The 18176-nt window shown below is 49.8% G+C and carries 17 protein-coding genes; 3 read left to right on the forward strand and 14 right to left on the reverse strand.

Features of this window, described 5'->3' with window-relative positions:
* The 3 genes from A3842_RS16665 to sigK all read right to left on the reverse strand — a co-directional run.
* On the reverse strand, positions 1 to 299 hold a 299-nt coding region (locus A3842_RS16665; protein ID WP_143186301.1), incomplete at its 3' end, for a hypothetical protein.
* On the reverse strand, positions 292 to 1215 hold the full coding sequence (locus A3842_RS16670; RefSeq protein WP_074102125.1) for a hypothetical protein: 924 nt from the start codon (positions 1213 to 1215) through the stop codon (positions 292 to 294). The genes A3842_RS16665 and A3842_RS16670, both read right to left, overlap by 8 nt.
* 321 nt (positions 1216 to 1536) lie before the next feature.
* Positions 1537 to 2238 carry an RNA polymerase sporulation sigma factor SigK gene (gene sigK / locus A3842_RS16675; protein ID WP_054939435.1) on the reverse strand — a complete coding sequence of 234 codons (702 nt, stop codon included), beginning with the start codon at positions 2236 to 2238 and terminating at the stop codon, positions 1537 to 1539.
* 444 nt (positions 2239 to 2682) lie between these two features.
* Here sigK and A3842_RS16680 point away from each other — a divergent pair, with 444 nt between their 5' ends.
* Complete coding sequence (locus A3842_RS16680; protein ID WP_074102126.1) at positions 2683 to 6513, forward strand: S-layer homology domain-containing protein; 3831 nt, start codon at positions 2683 to 2685, stop codon at positions 6511 to 6513.
* 412 nt (positions 6514 to 6925) lie between these two features.
* Here A3842_RS16680 and A3842_RS16690 read toward each other — a convergent pair whose 3' ends face one another.
* On the reverse strand, positions 6926 to 7507 hold the full coding sequence (locus tag A3842_RS16690) for a hypothetical protein (protein ID WP_218618686.1): 582 nt from the start codon (positions 7505 to 7507) through the stop codon (positions 6926 to 6928).
* 135 nt (positions 7508 to 7642) lie between these two features.
* Positions 7643 to 8272, reverse strand: coding sequence for a YfbR-like 5'-deoxynucleotidase (locus A3842_RS16695; RefSeq protein ID WP_074085790.1), 630 nt, complete (start codon positions 8270 to 8272; stop codon positions 7643 to 7645).
* A 308-nt stretch (positions 8273 to 8580) separates the two neighbouring features.
* On the opposite strand from A3842_RS16695, the gene A3842_RS16700 reads away from it, so the two are divergent.
* Complete coding sequence (locus A3842_RS16700) at positions 8581 to 8799, forward strand: PspC domain-containing protein (protein WP_074102129.1); 219 nt, start codon at positions 8581 to 8583, stop codon at positions 8797 to 8799.
* A 54-nt stretch (positions 8800 to 8853) separates the two neighbouring features.
* Positions 8854 to 9537: a PspA/IM30 family protein gene (locus A3842_RS16705; RefSeq protein ID WP_074102130.1), complete on the forward strand. Its 684-nt coding sequence runs from the start codon at positions 8854 to 8856 to the stop codon at positions 9535 to 9537.
* A gap of 156 nt (positions 9538 to 9693) precedes the next feature.
* On the opposite strand, the gene A3842_RS16710 is transcribed toward A3842_RS16705, so the two are convergent.
* The 9 genes from A3842_RS16710 to A3842_RS16750 all read right to left on the reverse strand — a co-directional run bounded on the left by A3842_RS16710 (position 9694) and on the right by A3842_RS16750 (position 18166).
* Complete coding sequence (locus tag A3842_RS16710; protein WP_074102131.1) at positions 9694 to 11031, reverse strand: LLM class flavin-dependent oxidoreductase; 1338 nt, start codon at positions 11029 to 11031, stop codon at positions 9694 to 9696.
* Positions 11032 to 11135: 104 nt separating this feature from the next.
* Complete coding sequence (locus A3842_RS16715) at positions 11136 to 11606, reverse strand: DinB family protein (protein ID WP_074102132.1); 471 nt, start codon at positions 11604 to 11606, stop codon at positions 11136 to 11138.
* A complete protein-coding gene (gene solA / locus A3842_RS16720; RefSeq protein ID WP_074102159.1) occupies positions 11606 to 12784 on the reverse strand; it encodes an N-methyl-L-tryptophan oxidase in 1179 nt (392 codons plus the stop codon). The genes A3842_RS16715 and solA overlap by 1 nt, the downstream gene beginning before the upstream one ends.
* On the reverse strand, positions 12762 to 13961 hold the full coding sequence (locus tag A3842_RS16725) for an amidohydrolase (RefSeq protein ID WP_074102133.1): 1200 nt from the start codon (positions 13959 to 13961) through the stop codon (positions 12762 to 12764). The genes solA and A3842_RS16725 overlap by 23 nt, the downstream gene beginning before the upstream one ends.
* 14 nt (positions 13962 to 13975) lie before the next feature.
* Positions 13976 to 14992 (reverse strand): LLM class flavin-dependent oxidoreductase, encoded by a 1017-nt coding sequence (locus A3842_RS16730; protein ID WP_074085796.1) that lies wholly within the window; start codon positions 14990 to 14992, stop codon positions 13976 to 13978.
* Between the two features lie 11 nt (positions 14993 to 15003).
* A complete protein-coding gene (locus A3842_RS16735) occupies positions 15004 to 15756 on the reverse strand; it encodes an amino acid ABC transporter ATP-binding protein (protein ID WP_074085797.1) in 753 nt (250 codons plus the stop codon).
* Positions 15753 to 16463: an amino acid ABC transporter permease gene (locus A3842_RS16740; protein WP_074102134.1), complete on the reverse strand. Its 711-nt coding sequence runs from the start codon at positions 16461 to 16463 to the stop codon at positions 15753 to 15755. The genes A3842_RS16735 and A3842_RS16740 overlap by 4 nt, the downstream gene beginning before the upstream one ends.
* Positions 16460 to 17245: an amino acid ABC transporter permease gene (locus A3842_RS16745; protein ID WP_074102135.1), complete on the reverse strand. Its 786-nt coding sequence runs from the start codon at positions 17243 to 17245 to the stop codon at positions 16460 to 16462. The genes A3842_RS16740 and A3842_RS16745 overlap by 4 nt, the downstream gene beginning before the upstream one ends.
* A 33-nt stretch (positions 17246 to 17278) precedes the next feature.
* On the reverse strand, positions 17279 to 18166 hold the full coding sequence (locus tag A3842_RS16750) for a transporter substrate-binding domain-containing protein (RefSeq protein ID WP_074102136.1): 888 nt from the start codon (positions 18164 to 18166) through the stop codon (positions 17279 to 17281).
* Positions 18167 to 18176 lie beyond the last annotated feature (10 nt).

Genomic DNA, 18176 nt, shown 5'->3' on the forward strand with positions numbered 1-18176 from the left:
ATATAAGTCGGAGTCAATGTTTCAAAAACTTGTGCGCATACTAAAGCAGCAGCCTGTAGAGTTTCGGACTGAAGCTCTGTATCAAAAACAATTCTAATTAACAAAGCCTTTGCTAACTTTTCTAGTATCAGATTATCGCTTTCATCAACTACATTATTCATCTGGGTTGTTTTAAAATAATTCACTCTAGCATTTTCTATCGTGACTTTTAATAATAATTCTCTTATATCTTCCCCGTTTATATCATCTAATAACGTTGAGGCAACCTGATATTGTTCTTTAGCATATTCATCAAGCAATTACTCCCTTCCCCTTTCCAACAATGTATTCCACAATCATTTGTGATACCTTATTATAAAACTCGGTTAACCTTTCAGTTCCGAATGATTCACATTGCCTTCTTTCAGCTTCAAAAACATTAACTGTACACGCTGAAAAGTCTTTAAATTGAGAACCACCATGTGGATTAGCAGATTGATGCTCAATAGTCAGTCTATATATAAATTTCCCCTCCCAGATAGATTTCCGAGACAATTTACGACTTAACAATACTCCATCATTGTCGCTTAACTGTGCCGCATCTGAGACAATACAAATTAATTGACGAATATCAGCCCAGGTTTTACCAGAGTCATGTTTTTTAAAAGCTTCAAAAGCCTCAGCAGTACCTTGAGAAGGTGTTTCTCTATTTTTAGCTTCACCAATAATTATGTAATAATCTAAATCCTCAGTAGATGCAAGTGCTGCTGCGTCAAGTCCTTGAATCTTAGAGTCCAAGTGAATTTTATTCATTGCTTTTAGGGTTAGGTGTAAATTCGGTGTCACTTCTACACAATATAGCATGCAGTTTGCTAGAACTTCTAAGATGAATGGATTTCTCTGCTTCTGAAAATGTTCTTTTCTTTTTTCACCTTCAGCATACTCGTCTCCTGAAAAATAATTTTTAATATTCTGGTCATCTTCAAAATCCATCACAGTATCTGGAAGTAATTCCTTCAACGCCTGTATTGATGCAGACCACAAACCAGATTGGATATGGTAGCAAATTGAAGCTACCAAACCGATCTGTTCTAATGAGTTGACATTTAAGCCGACAGGCTCAAACTCTATATGCTGTTTCTCTGAAAGTTCATTGTGATAATACTTATACTTAACTGTTAGTAAGTTGAATAACTTCCTAATTTGTTCACCAATAGGAGTTTCAATATCTAGCATTCTTTCAACCTCCACCTTTGTTTATCTTACTATTACATGAGTTAATCTCAGCGAAGTACGCCCCCAACATCTCTTACTCGATCAAAAGGTAATAATGATATGGAACATCTCTATTATTCCAACACTTAAAAATACAGCCTATATTAAATAAAATATAACATACAATTAGGCTTTTAATAACAAAATATCCCTATAACATAGTTCAAAGGACTTAATTTTTTCATACAAAAAAACAAATGTAGGAGGACAGTTTGACAAAAATCACAAAAAAACAACTTACCCGCAGATAAGTTGTTTTTTAACAATATATTAATTTCTCCGTCACCGCTTCGCCTTATAAAACTCATGATACAGCTTCATGAGCGCCCTTTTCTCAATCCGCGACACATAGCTCCGCGAGATCCCCAGCTCCTTCGCAATCTCCCGTTGCGTCCGCTCTTCCCCGCCGGTGTCCAGGCCGAAGCGGCCAACCACCACTTCCTTCTCCCTGTCATCCAGAATGTCCAGGTTACGATATATCTTGCTCTTCTCAATCTTCAGATCGACTTCCTTCACAATATCATCTGCGTCGGAGCCGAGGATATCGATGAGGGTGATTTCATTGCCTTCCTTGTCCGTCCCTATGGGGTCATGCAGGGATACATCCTTTTTGGTCTTTTTAAGCGATCTCAAATGCATCAGGATTTCGTTTTCTATACAGCGGGCAGCAAAAGTAGCCAGCTTAGTACCTTTGTTCGGCCGGTAGCTCTCGATGGCCTTGATCAGCCCGATGGTGCCGATGGAGATGAGATCCTCCATGTCTTCCCCTGTGTTGTCGAATTTTTTTACTATGTGGGCGACTAGGCGCAAGTTGTGTTCAATTAACAAGTTACGGGCCTTGGCATCTCCCTCGGCCATCATCCCTAAGTATTTGCTTTCATCCTGCTCCGAGAGAGGCTGGGGAAAAGCATTATTCCTTACGTAGGATACCAGCAGTGTCAGTTCTTTGATCAGCAGCGCTATCGTGCTTATTATTCCTGGCAACTTGGCGACACCTCCCGTACATGTACAATGAAACCGATCAGTAGTGAAAGCAACGGGTTCATGGTCTTTTTATTGTATGTGGGTAGATGCCCAGAAGTGCATGTACGTTGAAATAGGTACGGGCTGTAAAGGGCTCCAGATCTCAAGCCATATGATTTGTTGTACTCTTTTGTAGACCAAGCTGAGTCCGGACTGTAAAATTCCCCCTCTTCGGCTTGGTGCAGCGGTATTAGCACTTCCATAGATCCCTGCTCAAGTTATTGCTTCGGGTCATAAATCGATGTTTATATGATAATCCCATAATAGTTTACATAGTTAATTCTTTAAATTAATCCTATCAGCAAAGATCATCTTTATAATTAACTTCACATAAGCAAGCCTTACATACAAACAATGCTGTACTGGAGTATACAATGAATCTTTTAGCTAAGAGGAGAGAAGAACATGTTCAAGAAGAATATTCACCGAAGGTTGTCATTCATATCGAAAAGAGCAACGATGTTCCTGCTGCTCATCACTGTTATCATAAGTACCCTTCAACCCGCAGGCATCATTGCCGCTGACGCCCCCCTCCCCCATTCGATCGTTATCGAAGATTTCGAGAATAACCTAAGTGATAATGTGCTGGTTCAAAAAAGAAATTTCTCAGGTGCCATGAGCCTGGAAGCGGATCCCCGGCATGTCCGTTCAGGGAATAATTCTGTACGTTTGGATTATGACTACATAGGTGTTAAGGAAAACCCTTCCTATGTGTATGTTGGACCTAAAGCTCCTTATCCCATTACCGGACTTCCCCAAAAAATTGGGATGTGGGTGTACGGGAACAACGATGGACATCTTATTTTCAGCAAGTTCAGAGATGGCAACGGAAAGTCCTTTGAGGTTGAATATCTGGACGAGAATGTTGGCGTGAACTGGAAGGGCTGGAAATACATCGAGGGAAATATCCCGCAGGACAAAGTTGGACCGATCCAGCTGGAAATATACATGCGGATTGAGCAATCCATTTTCGACAAGAAAAATAAAGGTACCGTATGGGTAGACGATCTACGCTTGGTCTATGAGCAGGACCCTGCTGAAGATATGGGCGTCCCGGTACTCGGCATGGTGTCCCCGGCGAATGAAGCTGTTATCGATACGCGTTCACCATATATTCAGCTTACGGCTACCGATTCTCAATCGGGCATTGACCCCGGCTCTGTTACCTTAAATCTGGATGGACATCCTGTGAAGAGCGAGTATGAAGCGGCTACAGGCATGATCTCCTATCAGCCTTCCTCTCCACTGGCAGGGGGTTATCACACCGTTCAGTCAGCTGTATATGACAGATCCGGCAATCCCGCCGAGCTTGTGAGCTCCTTTTTCATTCCAGACGGCATTCAATATCATCTGGACGCCCCCTCGGAAGTCATCAGCAACAAAACGTTCCAATTGAAGCTCCAGATCAACAATGCGGCTGACTTATCGGATGCCTATGCCCAGCTTAAATACGATCCGCAGACCCTGGAAATCACCTCTGCTGAACCTAAAGTACAAGCATCACTCGTTACGCAGAATGAGACTGACCCTGTAAAAGGCCAATACCAGCTGTCGCTTGCCGGACTTAGCAAACCATCGTTACCGGCTGACGGTACCGTTGCGCTATTGAATATAGCTGTAAAGCCCAGTGCCAAAATGGAGCGCGGCGAGATATTCAAATCGATCGAGATGAGCGACGGCAGTTTTCGAATGACCGCAGGGGAGGCTGTCTATGCACTGGCTGCACCCCACAAATATACGATCGGGTTCTCTTATATCCTCACTGTAAAAGGGAGCTCACTCCATACGAAAAGTACGCTTCGTGTCACGGATGATGCAGGCGTGCCGGTCGAAGGGGTCTCGATTATCCCGTCCGATCCGCTTCTTCCCCAGTATTTTGCGGAAGTGACTTCTGTACCGTCTGATGTCTATGCGGATGCTGACCCGGGATCGGCCAAGCTCGCTTCCGCCACTCCGGGTGAACAATTCTTCTCGACTGGAGTGACCCGTGGAGATTATACCGCCATCCGGCTACCGGACGGCAAAGCAACGGGCTGGATTTCAAGTGCAGCGGTTCAAGTGAAGCTCCTGAAGGATGGATGGGGCCTAACCAATGCGAAGGGTGAAGTCCAGACGTCTCTGACTACCTTGGCCTTAACGAACCTTAGTCTCCAGGCAGTGAATGGGGATAAAGTCAGCAAGGTGTTCTCACTTTCTGTTGTGCCACAACTGGGGTCAGAGGAGCCTGAATATGTGCGGACCTATGTTACAGAGGATTTGAAAACCACCCAAAGCATCGTCTGGAGAACCGCCCCGCGAGTGGAGAACGGTGTCATTCAATATGCAAAAGCCAGTGACTTCACAGGTTTTGATCAGCCGAATGTCAAGGAGCAGGCTACTGCACCGCAGCTGCTGTTAGCTCCTGACCGTGTGGGAGAAACGTTGTTCCACAAAGGAATGCTGCAGAGCCTGTCACCGGGTACAAAATACATTTACCGCGTGGGAACTCCGGGGTTGTGGAGTACTCAGCATACCTTTACGACAGAGTCAGCAAACCCGGAAGCCTTTTCCTTCTTGTTTGTAACTGATTCTCACACCAATACCGAAGAAGCCTATCATATTCATCAGAATCTGATGAGCAGTGCCTTTACCCATTATCCGGATACACGGTTTGTCATGCACGGAGGGGATATTGTCGATGATGGCGGGATTATGAACGAATGGGAACAGGATATGAAGGCTTCACAGCTATACAGCAGCAGTATTCCTTCTGCCTACACCATGGGGAATCATGATGTGAAGAATGGCGGAAAGGACGTATTTATTAACGCTTTGGGTCAGCCGGGTAACGGAATGGACGGGCAACAGCATTTGAATTATTCGTACGATTATGAGGATACACATTTTGTAGTGCTGAATTCGGAAGCTGATGAAATAGACATGCAGAAGCAAGCAGAATGGCTGCGGAAGAACATAAATGCCAGCTCCGCGAAATGGAAGGTCGCCATGTTCCACCGGCCTGCCTATCATACGGAGGATGGTCGCGGACCGGAACTAGTCACCAAATATCTGGCCCCTGTCCTTGAAGAGCTTGGGGTAGACCTGGTGCTGGTGGGCCACGATCATGCACTCGCTTGGACCTATCCTATGAAGAACGCCCAGCCCAAGAAGGATGGCAGCCCAGGCACCGTGTATCTGTCTGGCGGTTCCTCCGGCTGGAAGTTCTACGATGCGGTCAAGTTTGATTACCTGGAGTATCTATATGATGATAATTTCCCGGTCTACTCCGCCATCTCGATCGACAAAGACCGGATATTGATTGAAGCAAGAACGACCGATGGCCAAAAGCTGCAAAGCTTGACTATTGAAAAGGCAAAAACCGTTGACCCTAATCCTGAACCGGAACCGGAGCCAAGCACAAAACCAAGCCCGAACCCAACTCCGGCTCCAAGCACAGACCCAAGTCCGGTACCAAGCCCGAACCCTAGCTCAACTCCTGGTACAGGGACAGGCTCGAACCCTGGCACGGTGCCAAGTGCAGTGCCTACAGCAACACCTGCAGTTGTCCCTTCAGATAAACCTGCACCGGTTAAGACGCCACCATCTGCTGTTTTTGCTGAGGGAGTAAGCGCTCAAGCCCTAAAAGAGACACTGAAGAGCATCATTGCTGCGAAAGACGGGGACATTCCCGTACCAGCCCTTAAGGATATAGCTGACCTGTGGAGCACCCGCACAATCACGACTTTCCTTAAGTTGAACATCATCAAAGGGTATGACGATGGCTCTTTCAAACCGAACCAAACCATCACCAGAGGGGAATTTGCCACAATCCTTACCAAAGCCTTTGGTTTGGTGAAGTCGGATACCTCCCTTCCATTAAGTGACGTTAATACCCATTGGGCCCAAGAGGCCATTGCCGTGTTAGCCTCCAATGGTGTCATTGCCGGTTACCCGGATGGAACCTTTAGGCCCGACCGGGAAATCAGCCGTTCCGAGATCGTTACCATCCTGTCCAGGATTGTGAACTTTAATAGCATCACACCGGTAAAAGGGGGCATCGCCTTCAGTGATACGGCAGGTGCATGGAACAAGGAGCAGATTGCCAAAGCTGCCGAAATCGGTCTGATTAGTGGTAGAGGCAACGGCAAATTTGCTCCTGCTCAATCATCGACCAGAGCAGAGGCCTTGACCATTATCATGAATGCCCTGTGCCTGGACCCGGAAATCAAAACATTGATGGATCAGATCTCGAAATAAATCTGCGTAGAACCTGTATACATGATTAAAAGACCGTTATCTCCTGAAATCGGGAGATAACGGTCTTTATTTATTCAGACTTCGGTTACGGCCCATCTACAAATCCGCTATTCATCCGACTCTATTTCCCGGGGACGGAGAGTACTCCACTGTGACGGGTGACAGGCTCGCTTCATCCTTTACTTTTTCCTGTTGAATATTAATGGGTGGCTGTGACTTACCTGTACTGCATGTAGTGAAAAGTTTGTCTAACTCCGCCCAATGTTCCGGTGATGTATCTCCCTCGTAGGACCAATGTGCCTGATGAGCGCTAACCGGGGTCGACGGCTCCTGTTTGCTTGCTGCTTCGCTATTCTGCGTGTTATCACCGCACTCATGCAGATCCTTCTTTCTAATCTTTTGTGGAAATCTATTATATTTCAACCTTGGCCTGGCGGCGCGCCTCATAGGCTTCCGAATACAATGCATATACAGGTCTCATGTACAGCTTGCCGATCACAAAATAAAGAATAGCCAGCACGGCAAGAAATCCATAGACTACGCCCCGTTCCTGCCCGTGCACAAAATACAAGATGTCGAAATTATCCGTCATGTTGAGATTGAACGTTACCTTTAGTGAATCCATCAGCATCATGCCGAACAGCCAGTAAAAACCCGTACAGAGCAGGATATGCACTACCGTTCCCCACACACGAAAAGAAAAAGAGAGCTTCAGGAATCCCGTGCTGAACAGATAGCTGACGATACTTAATGCAAAGACCAGCAGCATCAGGACCGGACTCTTTTGAGGGTGGAGCGAGTAGACAAGGACACTGGTAAGAATCAAAAAGATCAGGACATCAGCTGTTACTTTTTTCACAAATTCTCTCACACCGTTTACGCGAAGACGGCCATTAGCGGGCATCCACACAAACTCCAAAGTATAAATAACAAGCATCAAGCCGCCGAACCAGGCCAATACACTGGAAACCGGCAATACGTCCAAATATCCCACGGTTAAAATCACCCCAAATTTTTCCTTCATTATAACATGTGTGGATTATTATATGCAGTATTATCCAATTCATATAGCATCGAACCAGACTAGACAAGCATAATTCCACAAAAAAAGAAGAGTACCCGCTCATTCCTACAGAGCCAGTGCCTCTTCCGTAATCTGTCTGATATCAATTGAAGATATCGTTTCTTCGTTTACCATGTCCGGCAGAATCTCCGCCAGAAAGTATTCGACACATTTCAAATCGATGTTCTTGATCTTGATCAGGGCATTGCGGTACATCACCACAAATTCCTTCTCCGTGTTCCCTCTTTGCAGTTCGGCAAAAGCCTCATACACCTGGTCCATCTTGTCGGCCACCTCCAGAATCAGCCCTTCGAGCGACTCATCCTTGCCTTCACGCAATTGGTGGTAGAAGATGCTTTTGAACTCCTCCGGAATATGCTCCTTAATGAAATTATCGATCATCCCCTCCTCCACCTGCTGGATTAAGGACCGCAGCTGCAGAGATGAGTGTTTCACCGGGGTTTTGATATCGCCAATAAAAATCTCACCGTAATCATGGCTGCTCGTAATTTCATATAGCTTCTTCCAGTCAATGACTGCACCGTTTTTCTCCTCGATGTCGGCCAGTGTTTTGGCGTACTGCACGACCTTCCAGGAATGGGCCGCTACGCTGTGCTCCTCGAATTTGAATTTGCCGGGGCAGCGGATAATACGTTCCAGTTCGTTCAGCGAGCGGAAATATTTATGAATTCCCATGCCAGTCCTCCCTTGTCTTGATGTTGATATGATCCGGTATTGTCTAGCTAGTATAAGCATTCAATGTTAATTCCAAATAAACAAGCTGACAGGTTATGTTAAAAAACGGGATAACTCTGGCCCTATCCTCTCACAGGACACCCCTTCCCCGCCTTACTGCCGATACCATCCCCGACTAAGGTCGAGACTAAAGAACAGTCTTCAGGCTGTTTTGCAGCATCATCAATAGCTATACAATAAACACATAGACAACGGCTAAGACGAACTGCTAACCCGGTTCAACCCATAGGAGAGGAAGAGATTATATTATGAAAAAATTGTATCGTTCCGAAAGTGACAAGAAGATCAGCGGCATCTGCGGAGGTTTGGCCCGTTCCCTGAACATTGACAGTACCATCATCCGGCTGTTCGTTGTCGCCACTGCCCTATTCAGCTTCGGCACTGTAGCGTTCCTGTACATTCTGGCCAGCATCGTGGTGCCTAAAGAGAACTATAACAGCTACCCTGAAGGTTATGAGTATTACTAATTCAGAGAACATCACACAGCGCCACTATATATGAAAATAAAAGGAGAAATGAACATGAGTATTTTTCAAAGAATTACAACCCTGACCAAAGCAGCCATCCACGAAGGACTGAATAAATTGGAGGACCCGGTACTGCTGACCGGACAGTATTTGCGGGATCTGGAGGAAAAAATAGCAGGTGCCGAAACCAGACAGCGTGAGTTCAAAGCCGCAGCAAATGTTCTGGAGCGACGCATTTACGAGAACCAGGTATTGGCCGATCGAAGCGAGGCGGAAGCCGTGCAAGCCATGAGCGAAGGGAATGAGCCTGCCGCCAGAGCAGCGGTCATGGCAAAACTGCGCTACACTGAAAGTATTCAGGAATGCACCGCAGGACTGGAAGAAACCCGCGAAGCCCTCGTAGTTCTGGAGAGCACTCTGCTGAATGCCAAGGAAGAGCATAAACGGCTAAAGGCCAAAAGAGCTGAGCTGGCTGCCCGTGCCCGTAAAGCGGCCGAGTTGAAGCGTTCCGCCGAAAGCACCAGTTATACTGCCCACACGGGTAACCCTGGACAGATCCTGAATCCCGGCGCTGCCACCCGCGGCTTCGACCGCATGGAGGACAAAATCAGCGAATGGGAAGCATCTGCCGAAAGCTCCGGGCATTATTCCGCAGGCATCGCTGAATCCCCGCTGAACAGCGCCGTTGAAGCCGAGCTGGAACGCCTCCGTAGCCGCAAGGCCGGTGAGAGTAAATAATTCGGGCTTGTTCTAACGGCCCTATGACTGAGACAGCTCTATTCATTCTTATAATCACAAAAAGTAGGCAAAGCAGCGATTCTCCCGTGATAGGAGGATCGCTGCTTTGCATGTTGGGACACCCCATGTAAGACTTGCATTCCTCCTGCTCTGCAGTCACACCTGCCGCGCAGGTTCCGAAGCTTTCGCATAGCGGTTCGCCGGAACAGGAAGACCCAGATTTCCCCGCAGGGTGTCACTTTCATATTCGGTACGAAACAATCCTCGTTCCTGAAGAATCGGAACCACATGATCCACGAATTCTTCCAGCCCGCTTGGAACTGCAGCAGCGATCATAAATCCATCCGCCGCTCCGCCTTCGAACCAGGCTTGAATCTGATCGGCAACCTGCGCCGGCGTACCGATGAAGCTGCTGCGCGGAGTTGCAGCCTGCAGAGCGACCTCCCGCAGGGTCAGGCCTTTTTCCCTTGCATTTTTCTTGATTTTATCCGTGCCGCTCTGGAAGCTGTTCCTTCCCAAATCTCCAAGCTCCGGAAAAGGCTCATCCAGCGGATATTGCGAGAAATCATGATGCTCGAAGAATCTCCCCAGATAGTTCAGCGCGTTCTCAATCGTTACCAGTCCGGCAACCTCCTGATATTTGCGCTCCGCGTCCTCCGGCGTCTCGCCAAGAATGGGGCCAATCCCTGGGAAAATCAGCACCTCATCCGGCTCTCGGCCAAAAGAAGCTACCCGCTCCTTCACATCCCGGTAGAATTCCTGCGCTTCCTCTAGCGTGTCATGCCCCGTAAAGACAGCGTCTGCTTCTTTCGAGGCGTAATTTTTACCAACCTCCGAAGACCCTGCCTGAAAAATAACCGGCTGCCCTTGTTTGGAGCGGGCGATGTTCAGCGGCCCCTTAACGGAGAAGAATTCTCCTTCATGGTCCAGTGTATGCATTTTTTTCGGATCAAAAAAGACTCCGGTCTCCTTATTGCGGACAAATGCATCATCCTCCCACGAATCCCACAAGCCCCGCGCCACCTCCAAATATTCGGCGGCAATCCGGTAACGCTTGCCATGATCCGGATGCTCCTTTTTGCCATAGTTCAAGGCGGAGCCTTCCAGTGGAGAAGTCACCACATTCCACCCTGCGCGTCCGCCGCTGATCACATCCAGCGATCCGAACTGCCGGGCTACGGTAAATGGCTCACTATAGGAGGTGGACAATGTGCCAACCAGGCCGATTTTGCTGCTGACTCCCGCAAGAGCGCTAAGAATCGTCAACGGTTCAAAACGGTTCAGGAAATGCGGAATGGATTTCTCATTAATATATAATCCGTCCGCTATGAAGATTAGATCCAGTTTGCCTTCCTCAGCCTTCCGTACCCACTGCTTATAAAGCTCAAAGTTTACACTGGCATCCGGCTTGGCATCCTGATGGCGCCACATAGAGGTGCTTCCCCCAACCCCGTGCAGCAGCGCACCCAGCTTTAATTGTTTTGGTTTCGTCATGTTCATTCCTCCTAAAAGTTTTGTGGAGCATTACTTCATGAGATACTTCGCAATAAAACTGGCATCGGAAGCATACGCTTAGTTTTGTGAGCCTATCTACCAGGTTAATGGAACACGGCAGCTCCCTGCTTGATCCGTTCAATCTGAGCAAGATGAGTCTGCACATGGGCTGTAAAGCTGCGGACAATATCCGTAACGCTGACAACCTCGCCTTTAAAATTAATCCCGCTTTTCTCCCACTCCCCGGCGCTTAGCCGGTTGAACAGCAGGCCATTGTAGTGAAGCAGACTGCGGAACAGCTCCAGACTGTCAGCGGCGTGGCCTGAATTGGAGTGCTGCCCGCTAACCCAAGCATCCTGATGAAATGCCGGGAGCTGCACCTCAGTGTCGGCCAGAATGTCACGGATGCGGAAGGAAACGACAATGCTGTGATCAGCCAAATGTGCCAGCACCTCGGTGACACTCCAACTGGCCGGTGCGGCTTTCCACTTTAGCTGTTCCTCCGTCAGATCTTCCAGTGCTTGTGCCAACTGGTCATACGTATTCAGATAATCCCGGATTTGCTCACTGCTCATTAAGTCCCCTCCAAAGGAAGTCCAGACTGCGGCTGGACCGGTGATGAATCAAAGCGGGACAAGGAAAATAGCTTGATATTCACTGTTGAAGCTCCGCCCGTCGCCAGGTCCGCCAATATTTCTCCTACAATGCTGGAAAATTTAAAGCCATGCCCTGAGAATCCCCCGGCCAGCAGCACATTGTCATGAGCCGGATGACGGTCGATGATGAAATCCTCATCGTGTGTATGCTCATATTTGCAGACTGCCCCTTTAAGCAGACGTCCGGCTGCGCCGGGCATATAAGTCTCCAGCACCTGCCGGAGATCCTTTTCATCACTTTCCTCACTGCCAAAAGGTGCAAGCGTCTCTCCCGGCTTCCACTCTCGGCCTGTATCATGGCGGCCAATCTTCAGCCCGGCCCCCCCTATACCGGGAAAGCCGTAATAACTGCCTTCCCTGGTACCCAGCGTAAAGCCCGGAAAGTTCCCGGCATCAAAGGCCGGAGTGCTCTGAAACCAGCCGACCACCTTGCGGATCGCATGGATCGGCAAGGCAGCAAATGCCGACAAGGACCCAAACCAGGCTCCGGCGCTGAGAATAGCCGCTGCTCCATAATAATCACCACTGCGGGTGTGCACGGTGACGCTATCTTCACGTGCCGTCACATTCAGCACAGATGTATTTGTCAGCAGTTGCGCTCCATGAACCAGTGCCAGCTTCCGGTAAGCAGCGATACATTTCTCGCTGTAGAGATAACCAGCATCCGGCTCGAACATCGCTTCGAAATGTTCAGGAAGATTCAGAGCGGGCCAGCGGCGGCATATTTCATCAGCATCCATCTGCTCTACCCGCACCTTTCGCTTCTCCGCTTCCGCAAGCCGGCCAGCGAAGGAATATACATTACTGTCTGCCAGATTCAATACCCCTGAGGGTACAAGCAGCTCTGTGCCACTCTCTTCCTCGGCTTCTTTCCACAGCACATGTGCCCGCAAAGCCATGTCAATATAAGTCGGATCACCACTGTATGCATGTCTGATCAGCCGGGTCTCCCCGTGATGGCTTCCCTCTGTATGTGGCGGATCAAAAGCATCGATCAGCAGCGTTTTCACGCCCCGTCTGGCCAGATGATATCCTGCACTCATGCCCATCGAGCCGGCACCAACGACAATCACGTCATAACTGCGGGAATTGGCTATGATGCTCACCCTCCTCCACAGAGAATCGCTCCAGTACCCTAACAGCCAGATCTGCAAAGAATGCGGCTCCCACTGGCAGTGCCGATTCATCCAGATCAAAGGAGGGATGATGCCACTCCCGGCTTCCGGCAGTACCCACGAAGACGAACAATCCGGGAACCACACGCTGATAAAAAGCAAAATCCTCCCCCGCCGGCGAAGGCTGAGGCCTCACACGGTGAAAGCCGAGCGCATCGGCTGTTTCTTCTCCGAGCCTGGCCAGCACGGGATCGTTGTTCACCGGCGGAGGACCGCCTAGCCAGCGCACCGTCGCTTCCGATCCTAAAGCGGCGGCCACTCCGGCCACCACCTGCTCAAACCGTTCAAGAACCCTGCTCCGCACAGCTTCATCAAAAGTGCGAATCGTCCCCTCCAGCACCGCTGTCTCAGGAATAATGTTCCAGGAACTGCCGCTGTGTACTTTCGTAACACTGACCACCGCACTTTGCAGCGCGCTGACATTGCGGCTGACAATGCTCTGGAGCGCAGTAATGATATGCGAAGCGGCTACGATAGGGTCGGTCCCTGCCTCCGGCACCGCCGCATGTGATCCGGCTCCCCGTATCTCCACCACAAAACCATCTGCTGCAGCCATTAACGGACCACCGGTAATTCCAATCGTTCCTACTGGTAAGTCCGGCTTATTATGCATGCCGATGACTGCACGGACGTTTTCCAACGCTCCGCTGTCTATGATCTGCTGTGCGCCTTTCGCCTTTTCCTCAGCCGGCTGAAACAGAAACCGTACCGTCCCTTTTAGCTGACTTTCCTGCCGCTTCAAGTGTTGGACCGCTCCAATCAGTGCTGCCGTATGAAAGTCATGACCACAGGCATGCATTTTGCCGGGATACAGCGAAGCATAGGACAGACCGGTTTCTTCCTGAATCGGTAACGCATCAATGTCGGCACGCAGAGCAATCACCGGTCCCCCCTGCTGTCCGCCCACTTCTGCGATAACTCCTGTTTTCAGCCCGTAGTCCGTGATGGTCGCTCCGGCCTGTTCCAGCAGCGCTGCGATATATGCTGTCGTATGATACTCTTCATTCGAAAGCTCCGGGTGCCGGTGCAAATGCCGGCGGATTCCAATCAATGTCTCCTTAAACGCCTCCGGACTGAACTCCACCGTTTGATTCGTCATACCGGACTCCCTCCTCAAAGTGTTGTAAGGACCTCAGCAAATGCTTCCCTTAACAATTCAAAGGAACGGACCCGTTTGTCAAAAGGCTGCACATTGGTTGTGACAATAAACTCTTCGACACCGGAAGCCTTAGCTAACGCCAGCAGCTGCTCGCGGACGGATTCCTTTGTGCCTTTGGTAATCTCCGGCTCCCGCTCTTCCAGCGTATAAGCTTCCTCGCTCTGCCGAGTGAATTCCTCGGCCTGCTCGCGGGTTGCAACCGTCAGCGTCTTGCCGCTGGCCAGATGAATCCGGATCAGCTTGTGCGCTCCAGCCAGCTCCCGGGCCTCCTCTTCCGATTCTGCGACCAGTACGGCAAGTGCAAGTATCGCTTGCGGTTCCTTACCTTGCGAGATGTCAAATCGGCTCTGGTAGACACGAATGGCTTCCACAGCCACTGCCTGATCCCCGCCTATGAACAAAGAGAACACATATGGCAGCCCCAGCTCAGCGGCGATTTCGGCACTCGCTACACTGGCACCTAACACATAAAGCTCAGGCGGAGTACCTGGAATCGGACCCGCCTTCAACCCAAACAGCGGATGATCCGCCTCCAGCCGGTTATGCACATATTTCTCAAGCTCAATAATTTTGTCCGTCAAGGAAGCCGCTTCTTCTCCCCCCTGCCGCAGTGCTTGCGTGCTTCGGGGTAAACCTCCGGGTGCGCGCCCGACCCCCAGATCCACCCGGCCCGGAGCAAGCGTTGCCAGCACGTTGAAATTCTCCGCTACCTTATATGGACTATAGTGCTGTAGCATGATGCCGCCAGAGCCGATTCGGATGCGCTCTGTCTTGGCCAGCAGATACGAGATCAGCACCTCCGGGGAGGAACCCGCCACCTGTTCGGAGTCATGATGCTCCGAAACCCAGAATCGGCGGAAGCCTAGACGCTCGGATAACTGCGCCAGCTTGACCGTATGCTGAAAGGCTTCTTCCGGCGTTTCACCGGGATAAATTGGACTTTGATCCAGTACGCTTATTGTAATAGCCATAGGGTTGCCTCCTAAATGGAATAGTTCAGCTCCGGCGTGATCCGCTTCAGGAACTGCTTGGTTCGTTCTTCCCGTGGATGGTTGAACACCTCCGCAGGTGTCCCCTCTTCGACAATAACTCCTCCATCCATAAACACCACGTGATTCGCCACATCACGGGCAAAGCCCATTTCATGCGTTACCACAATCATCGTGATGCCTTCCTTGGCAATTTTACGGATGACGGCCAGTACCTCGCCTACCAGCTCCGGGTCCAGTGCAGACGTAGGCTCGTCGAACAGAATCACTTCCGGCTCCAGCGCCAGCGCACGGGCGATGCCGACCCGCTGCTGCTGGCCCCCGGAGAGCTGGCTCGGATACGCATCCAGTTTGGCAGCGAGACCGACCTTTTCCAGCAGCGCTATGCTTCGGTTACGCGCTTCCTCCTTCGGAAGCTTTTTTACAACCAACAGCCCTTCCATCACATTCTCAAGCGCCGTTTTATGCCGGAACAGATTGTACTGCTGGAACACCATCGCTGTTTTTTGCCGCAGCTGATGAATCTCCTTTTTGCGGGCATGCTTGCAGTTCAACCGGAAATCACCAATCGAGATCTCTCCGTCGCCGGGCTTTTCCAGATAATTCACACAACGCAGCAGGGTGGTTTTGCCTGAGCCACTGGGTCCTAGAATAACGACCACCTCACCTTTGGTAACGGTTAGATCAATATTGTTCAGCACCTGATGGCGGCCGAAGGACTTGGATAGATGCTCAATCTTAATCATACGACTCCCCCCCGATTGTATAGGTTGATCCGTTTCTCGATCAGGGCAGTGGCCCGTTCAATCAGGAGCGTAAGCCCCCAGAAGATAAGCGCAGCCGCCAGATAGGCCTCAAAAAACTTCCAGTTCGTCGAAGCCACAATCTGGGCCTTGGCGTTGATGTCCACGACCGATACGGTAAAAGCAAGGGTTGATCCGTGCAGCATCCCAATGACGGAATTGGACAGATTCGGCAGACTAGCCGCCAGCGCCTGGGGGAAGACAATTCGCCGCAGCGCCTGGGGTGTGGTCATGCCCACAGAGTAGGCAGCTTCGATCTGGCCGCGGTCGACAGCAAGCAGACCGGAGCGTACCACCTCAGACATATAAGCTCCTGCTGTTATCGAAAAAGAAATATAGGCAAAACCGATCATTGGGATCGATACCGACCGGAAGACCCAGCCAAAATGGACAGCCAGCCCGTCAATCATCACTGGCAGCCCGAAATAGATCAGCAGCAAATGGGTAAGCATCGGAGTCCCGCGGATAAAAGTGACATACCCTACCGCCAGGGGATACAAAAGTGGGACTTTGTAAATCCGGATTAGAGCCACGGCCACCCCGATCACAAACCCGGCCACAACAGAGACCAATGTAATGTACAGCGTGGTAGGGATTGCACTCAGTATTTGTACGAACGCCGTCCATATAAACGAAGGGTCCAGCTTCACAATCCGCCACCTCCTTTACCCGGTCCCAGCTCTGCAATGATCCGCCGGTAAGAACCGTTTTTTTGCAGTCTGAACATTTTTTTCGCGGGACTGCTCCGTTCCTCATGACGCAAGAGGCGCCGCTCCGCCACCAGCAGCAGCTTCTCAATCGTAAAACTGATCACCAGATAGATAAGGGCGAGCGCAATATAGGTCTCAATAAAATGCTGGCTGATGCTGCCGAGTGTCTGTGCCTTTCCCGTCATCTCCATCACCCCTAGGGTAAAGGCAAGTGATGTATCTTTTAGCAGCGCGATGACCAGATTGGAGAATACAGGAATGGCAATTCCTAACGCCTGAGGCAGCACAATTCGTGAGAAAGCCTGATAGGATGTCATTCCTGTCGCATATGCCGCTTCTACCTGCCCTCTGTCCACAGCCGTTACAGAAGCGCGGATCATCTCGGACATGAAGGCTCCCGTATGCAGCCCGTAGGTCAGAATCACAAAGAACAGTACAGGCGTCCGTGTCACATCCACAGAAACAAGCTTCAAAATTTCCGGCAGGCCGTAATAGAACAAGAACAGCTGGATTAATATCGGGGTCCCCCGGAAAAATGAGATATAGATCTCCGCGCAGGTCTTCAGGACCGGCACCTTGTACAGGCGGGGGAGGGCAATAAGGAATCCGACAAGGACACCCGCCAGCAAAGAGCAGGCGACAATCAAAAGCGTGGTACCCAGCGTAGTCAACAGCTTGGGCAAAAATGAGAATACATAGCTGATATCAAACGGTGCACCCATACAGCACCCCCTTCCCCCGATCTATGGTTCTGTTCACTTCACCGATGCATCGGTAACATCCGCTCCCAGCCATTCTGTGCTCAGCTTGCCAAGCGTACCGTCTGCCTTTAATTCCTTGATAGCTCCGTCAATGGCATCTGAGAGCTTTTGCGATTCAGCTTCATTTTTGCGGAAGACATACAGAATGTCTGCGGAGGACAGTTCATCGCCTACAGCCTTCAGCTTGCCTTGCGGATCAATGACCGGCAGTACAAAATCTGCAGCGAGCGTTGCATTCACCCGTCCCGAGCTAATTTGGCTTACCGTATCATTGGCGGCTCCGTTCTGATAGACGATCGTAATCGCATTGTCATGCTCCTTGTTGTAGTTCTCCAGAATGGTGGACTGCGCACTGGTCGCACTGGTCAACACCTTTTTACCTTTCAGATCATCCAGCGACTGAATCGGATCGTTATTGTCCTTGGCAACAATAATGCGGTTTCTCCAATGGGCGTAGGCTTCTTTGTTAAAGGAGTACTTTTGCTCCCTCTCCGGGTTTTTCTCCATGACGTGAGCGACCAGATCAATTTTTTTGGTGTCCAGACTCAGCAGCAGATTGCTGAAATCCATCGTCTGCAGTTCAAATTCGTACTCCGGCAGACGGTTGTCAACTTCCTTGATCAGTTCCACATCAAAACCTGACAGCTTGCCGTTCTCATCGATGTAGCATACCTTGGGAAAACCAGTTCCTGTACCGACGACGATCTTGGTCACTTGGGCTGGCTTTTCTGTTGCGGCAGAAGGTTCTGCCTTAGTTTGTGGTGCTGCTTCAGCTACATTGTTGCCCTTATTGCTGCTCGCACTATTATTACCGCAGCCTGCAATCGCAAGCGTCAAAATCAAAGCATAGGCTAGCGAGATTGTCTTCTTCGTCTTCTTCATCTTTTATATC

It is taken from the genome of Paenibacillus sp. P3E (genome assembly GCF_001909045.1).
Taxonomy (GTDB): domain Bacteria; phylum Bacillota; class Bacilli; order Paenibacillales; family Paenibacillaceae; genus Paenibacillus_AQ; species Paenibacillus_AQ helianthi.

What these genes read in the sequence shown, in the direction of transcription:
- A3842_RS16670 (WP_074102125.1), bottom strand. Translation starts at nt 1,215, where the DNA reads ATGCTAGATATTGAAACTCCTATTGGTGAACAAATTAGGAAGTTATTC.
- A3842_RS16680 (WP_074102126.1), top strand. Translation starts at nt 2,683, where the DNA reads ATGTTCAAGAAGAATATTCACCGAAGGTTGTCATTCATATCGAAAAGA.
- A3842_RS16695 (WP_074085790.1), bottom strand. Translation starts at nt 8,272, where the DNA reads ATGGGAATTCATAAATATTTCCGCTCGCTGAACGAACTGGAACGTATT.
- A3842_RS16700 (WP_074102129.1), top strand. Translation starts at nt 8,581, where the DNA reads ATGAAAAAATTGTATCGTTCCGAAAGTGACAAGAAGATCAGCGGCATC.
- A3842_RS16705 (WP_074102130.1), top strand. Translation starts at nt 8,854, where the DNA reads ATGAGTATTTTTCAAAGAATTACAACCCTGACCAAAGCAGCCATCCAC.
- A3842_RS16710 (WP_074102131.1), bottom strand. Translation starts at nt 11,031, where the DNA reads ATGACGAAACCAAAACAATTAAAGCTGGGTGCGCTGCTGCACGGGGTT.
- A3842_RS16715 (WP_074102132.1), bottom strand. Translation starts at nt 11,606, where the DNA reads ATGAGCAGTGAGCAAATCCGGGATTATCTGAATACGTATGACCAGTTG.
- A3842_RS16725 (WP_074102133.1), bottom strand. Translation starts at nt 13,961, where the DNA reads ATGACGAATCAAACGGTGGAGTTCAGTCCGGAGGCGTTTAAGGAGACA.
- A3842_RS16730 (WP_074085796.1), bottom strand. Translation starts at nt 14,992, where the DNA reads ATGGCTATTACAATAAGCGTACTGGATCAAAGTCCAATTTATCCCGGT.
- A3842_RS16735 (WP_074085797.1), bottom strand. Translation starts at nt 15,756, where the DNA reads ATGATTAAGATTGAGCATCTATCCAAGTCCTTCGGCCGCCATCAGGTG.
- A3842_RS16745 (WP_074102135.1), bottom strand. Translation starts at nt 17,245, where the DNA reads ATGGGTGCACCGTTTGATATCAGCTATGTATTCTCATTTTTGCCCAAG.
- A3842_RS16750 (WP_074102136.1), bottom strand. Translation starts at nt 18,166, where the DNA reads ATGAAGAAGACGAAGAAGACAATCTCGCTAGCCTATGCTTTGATTTTG.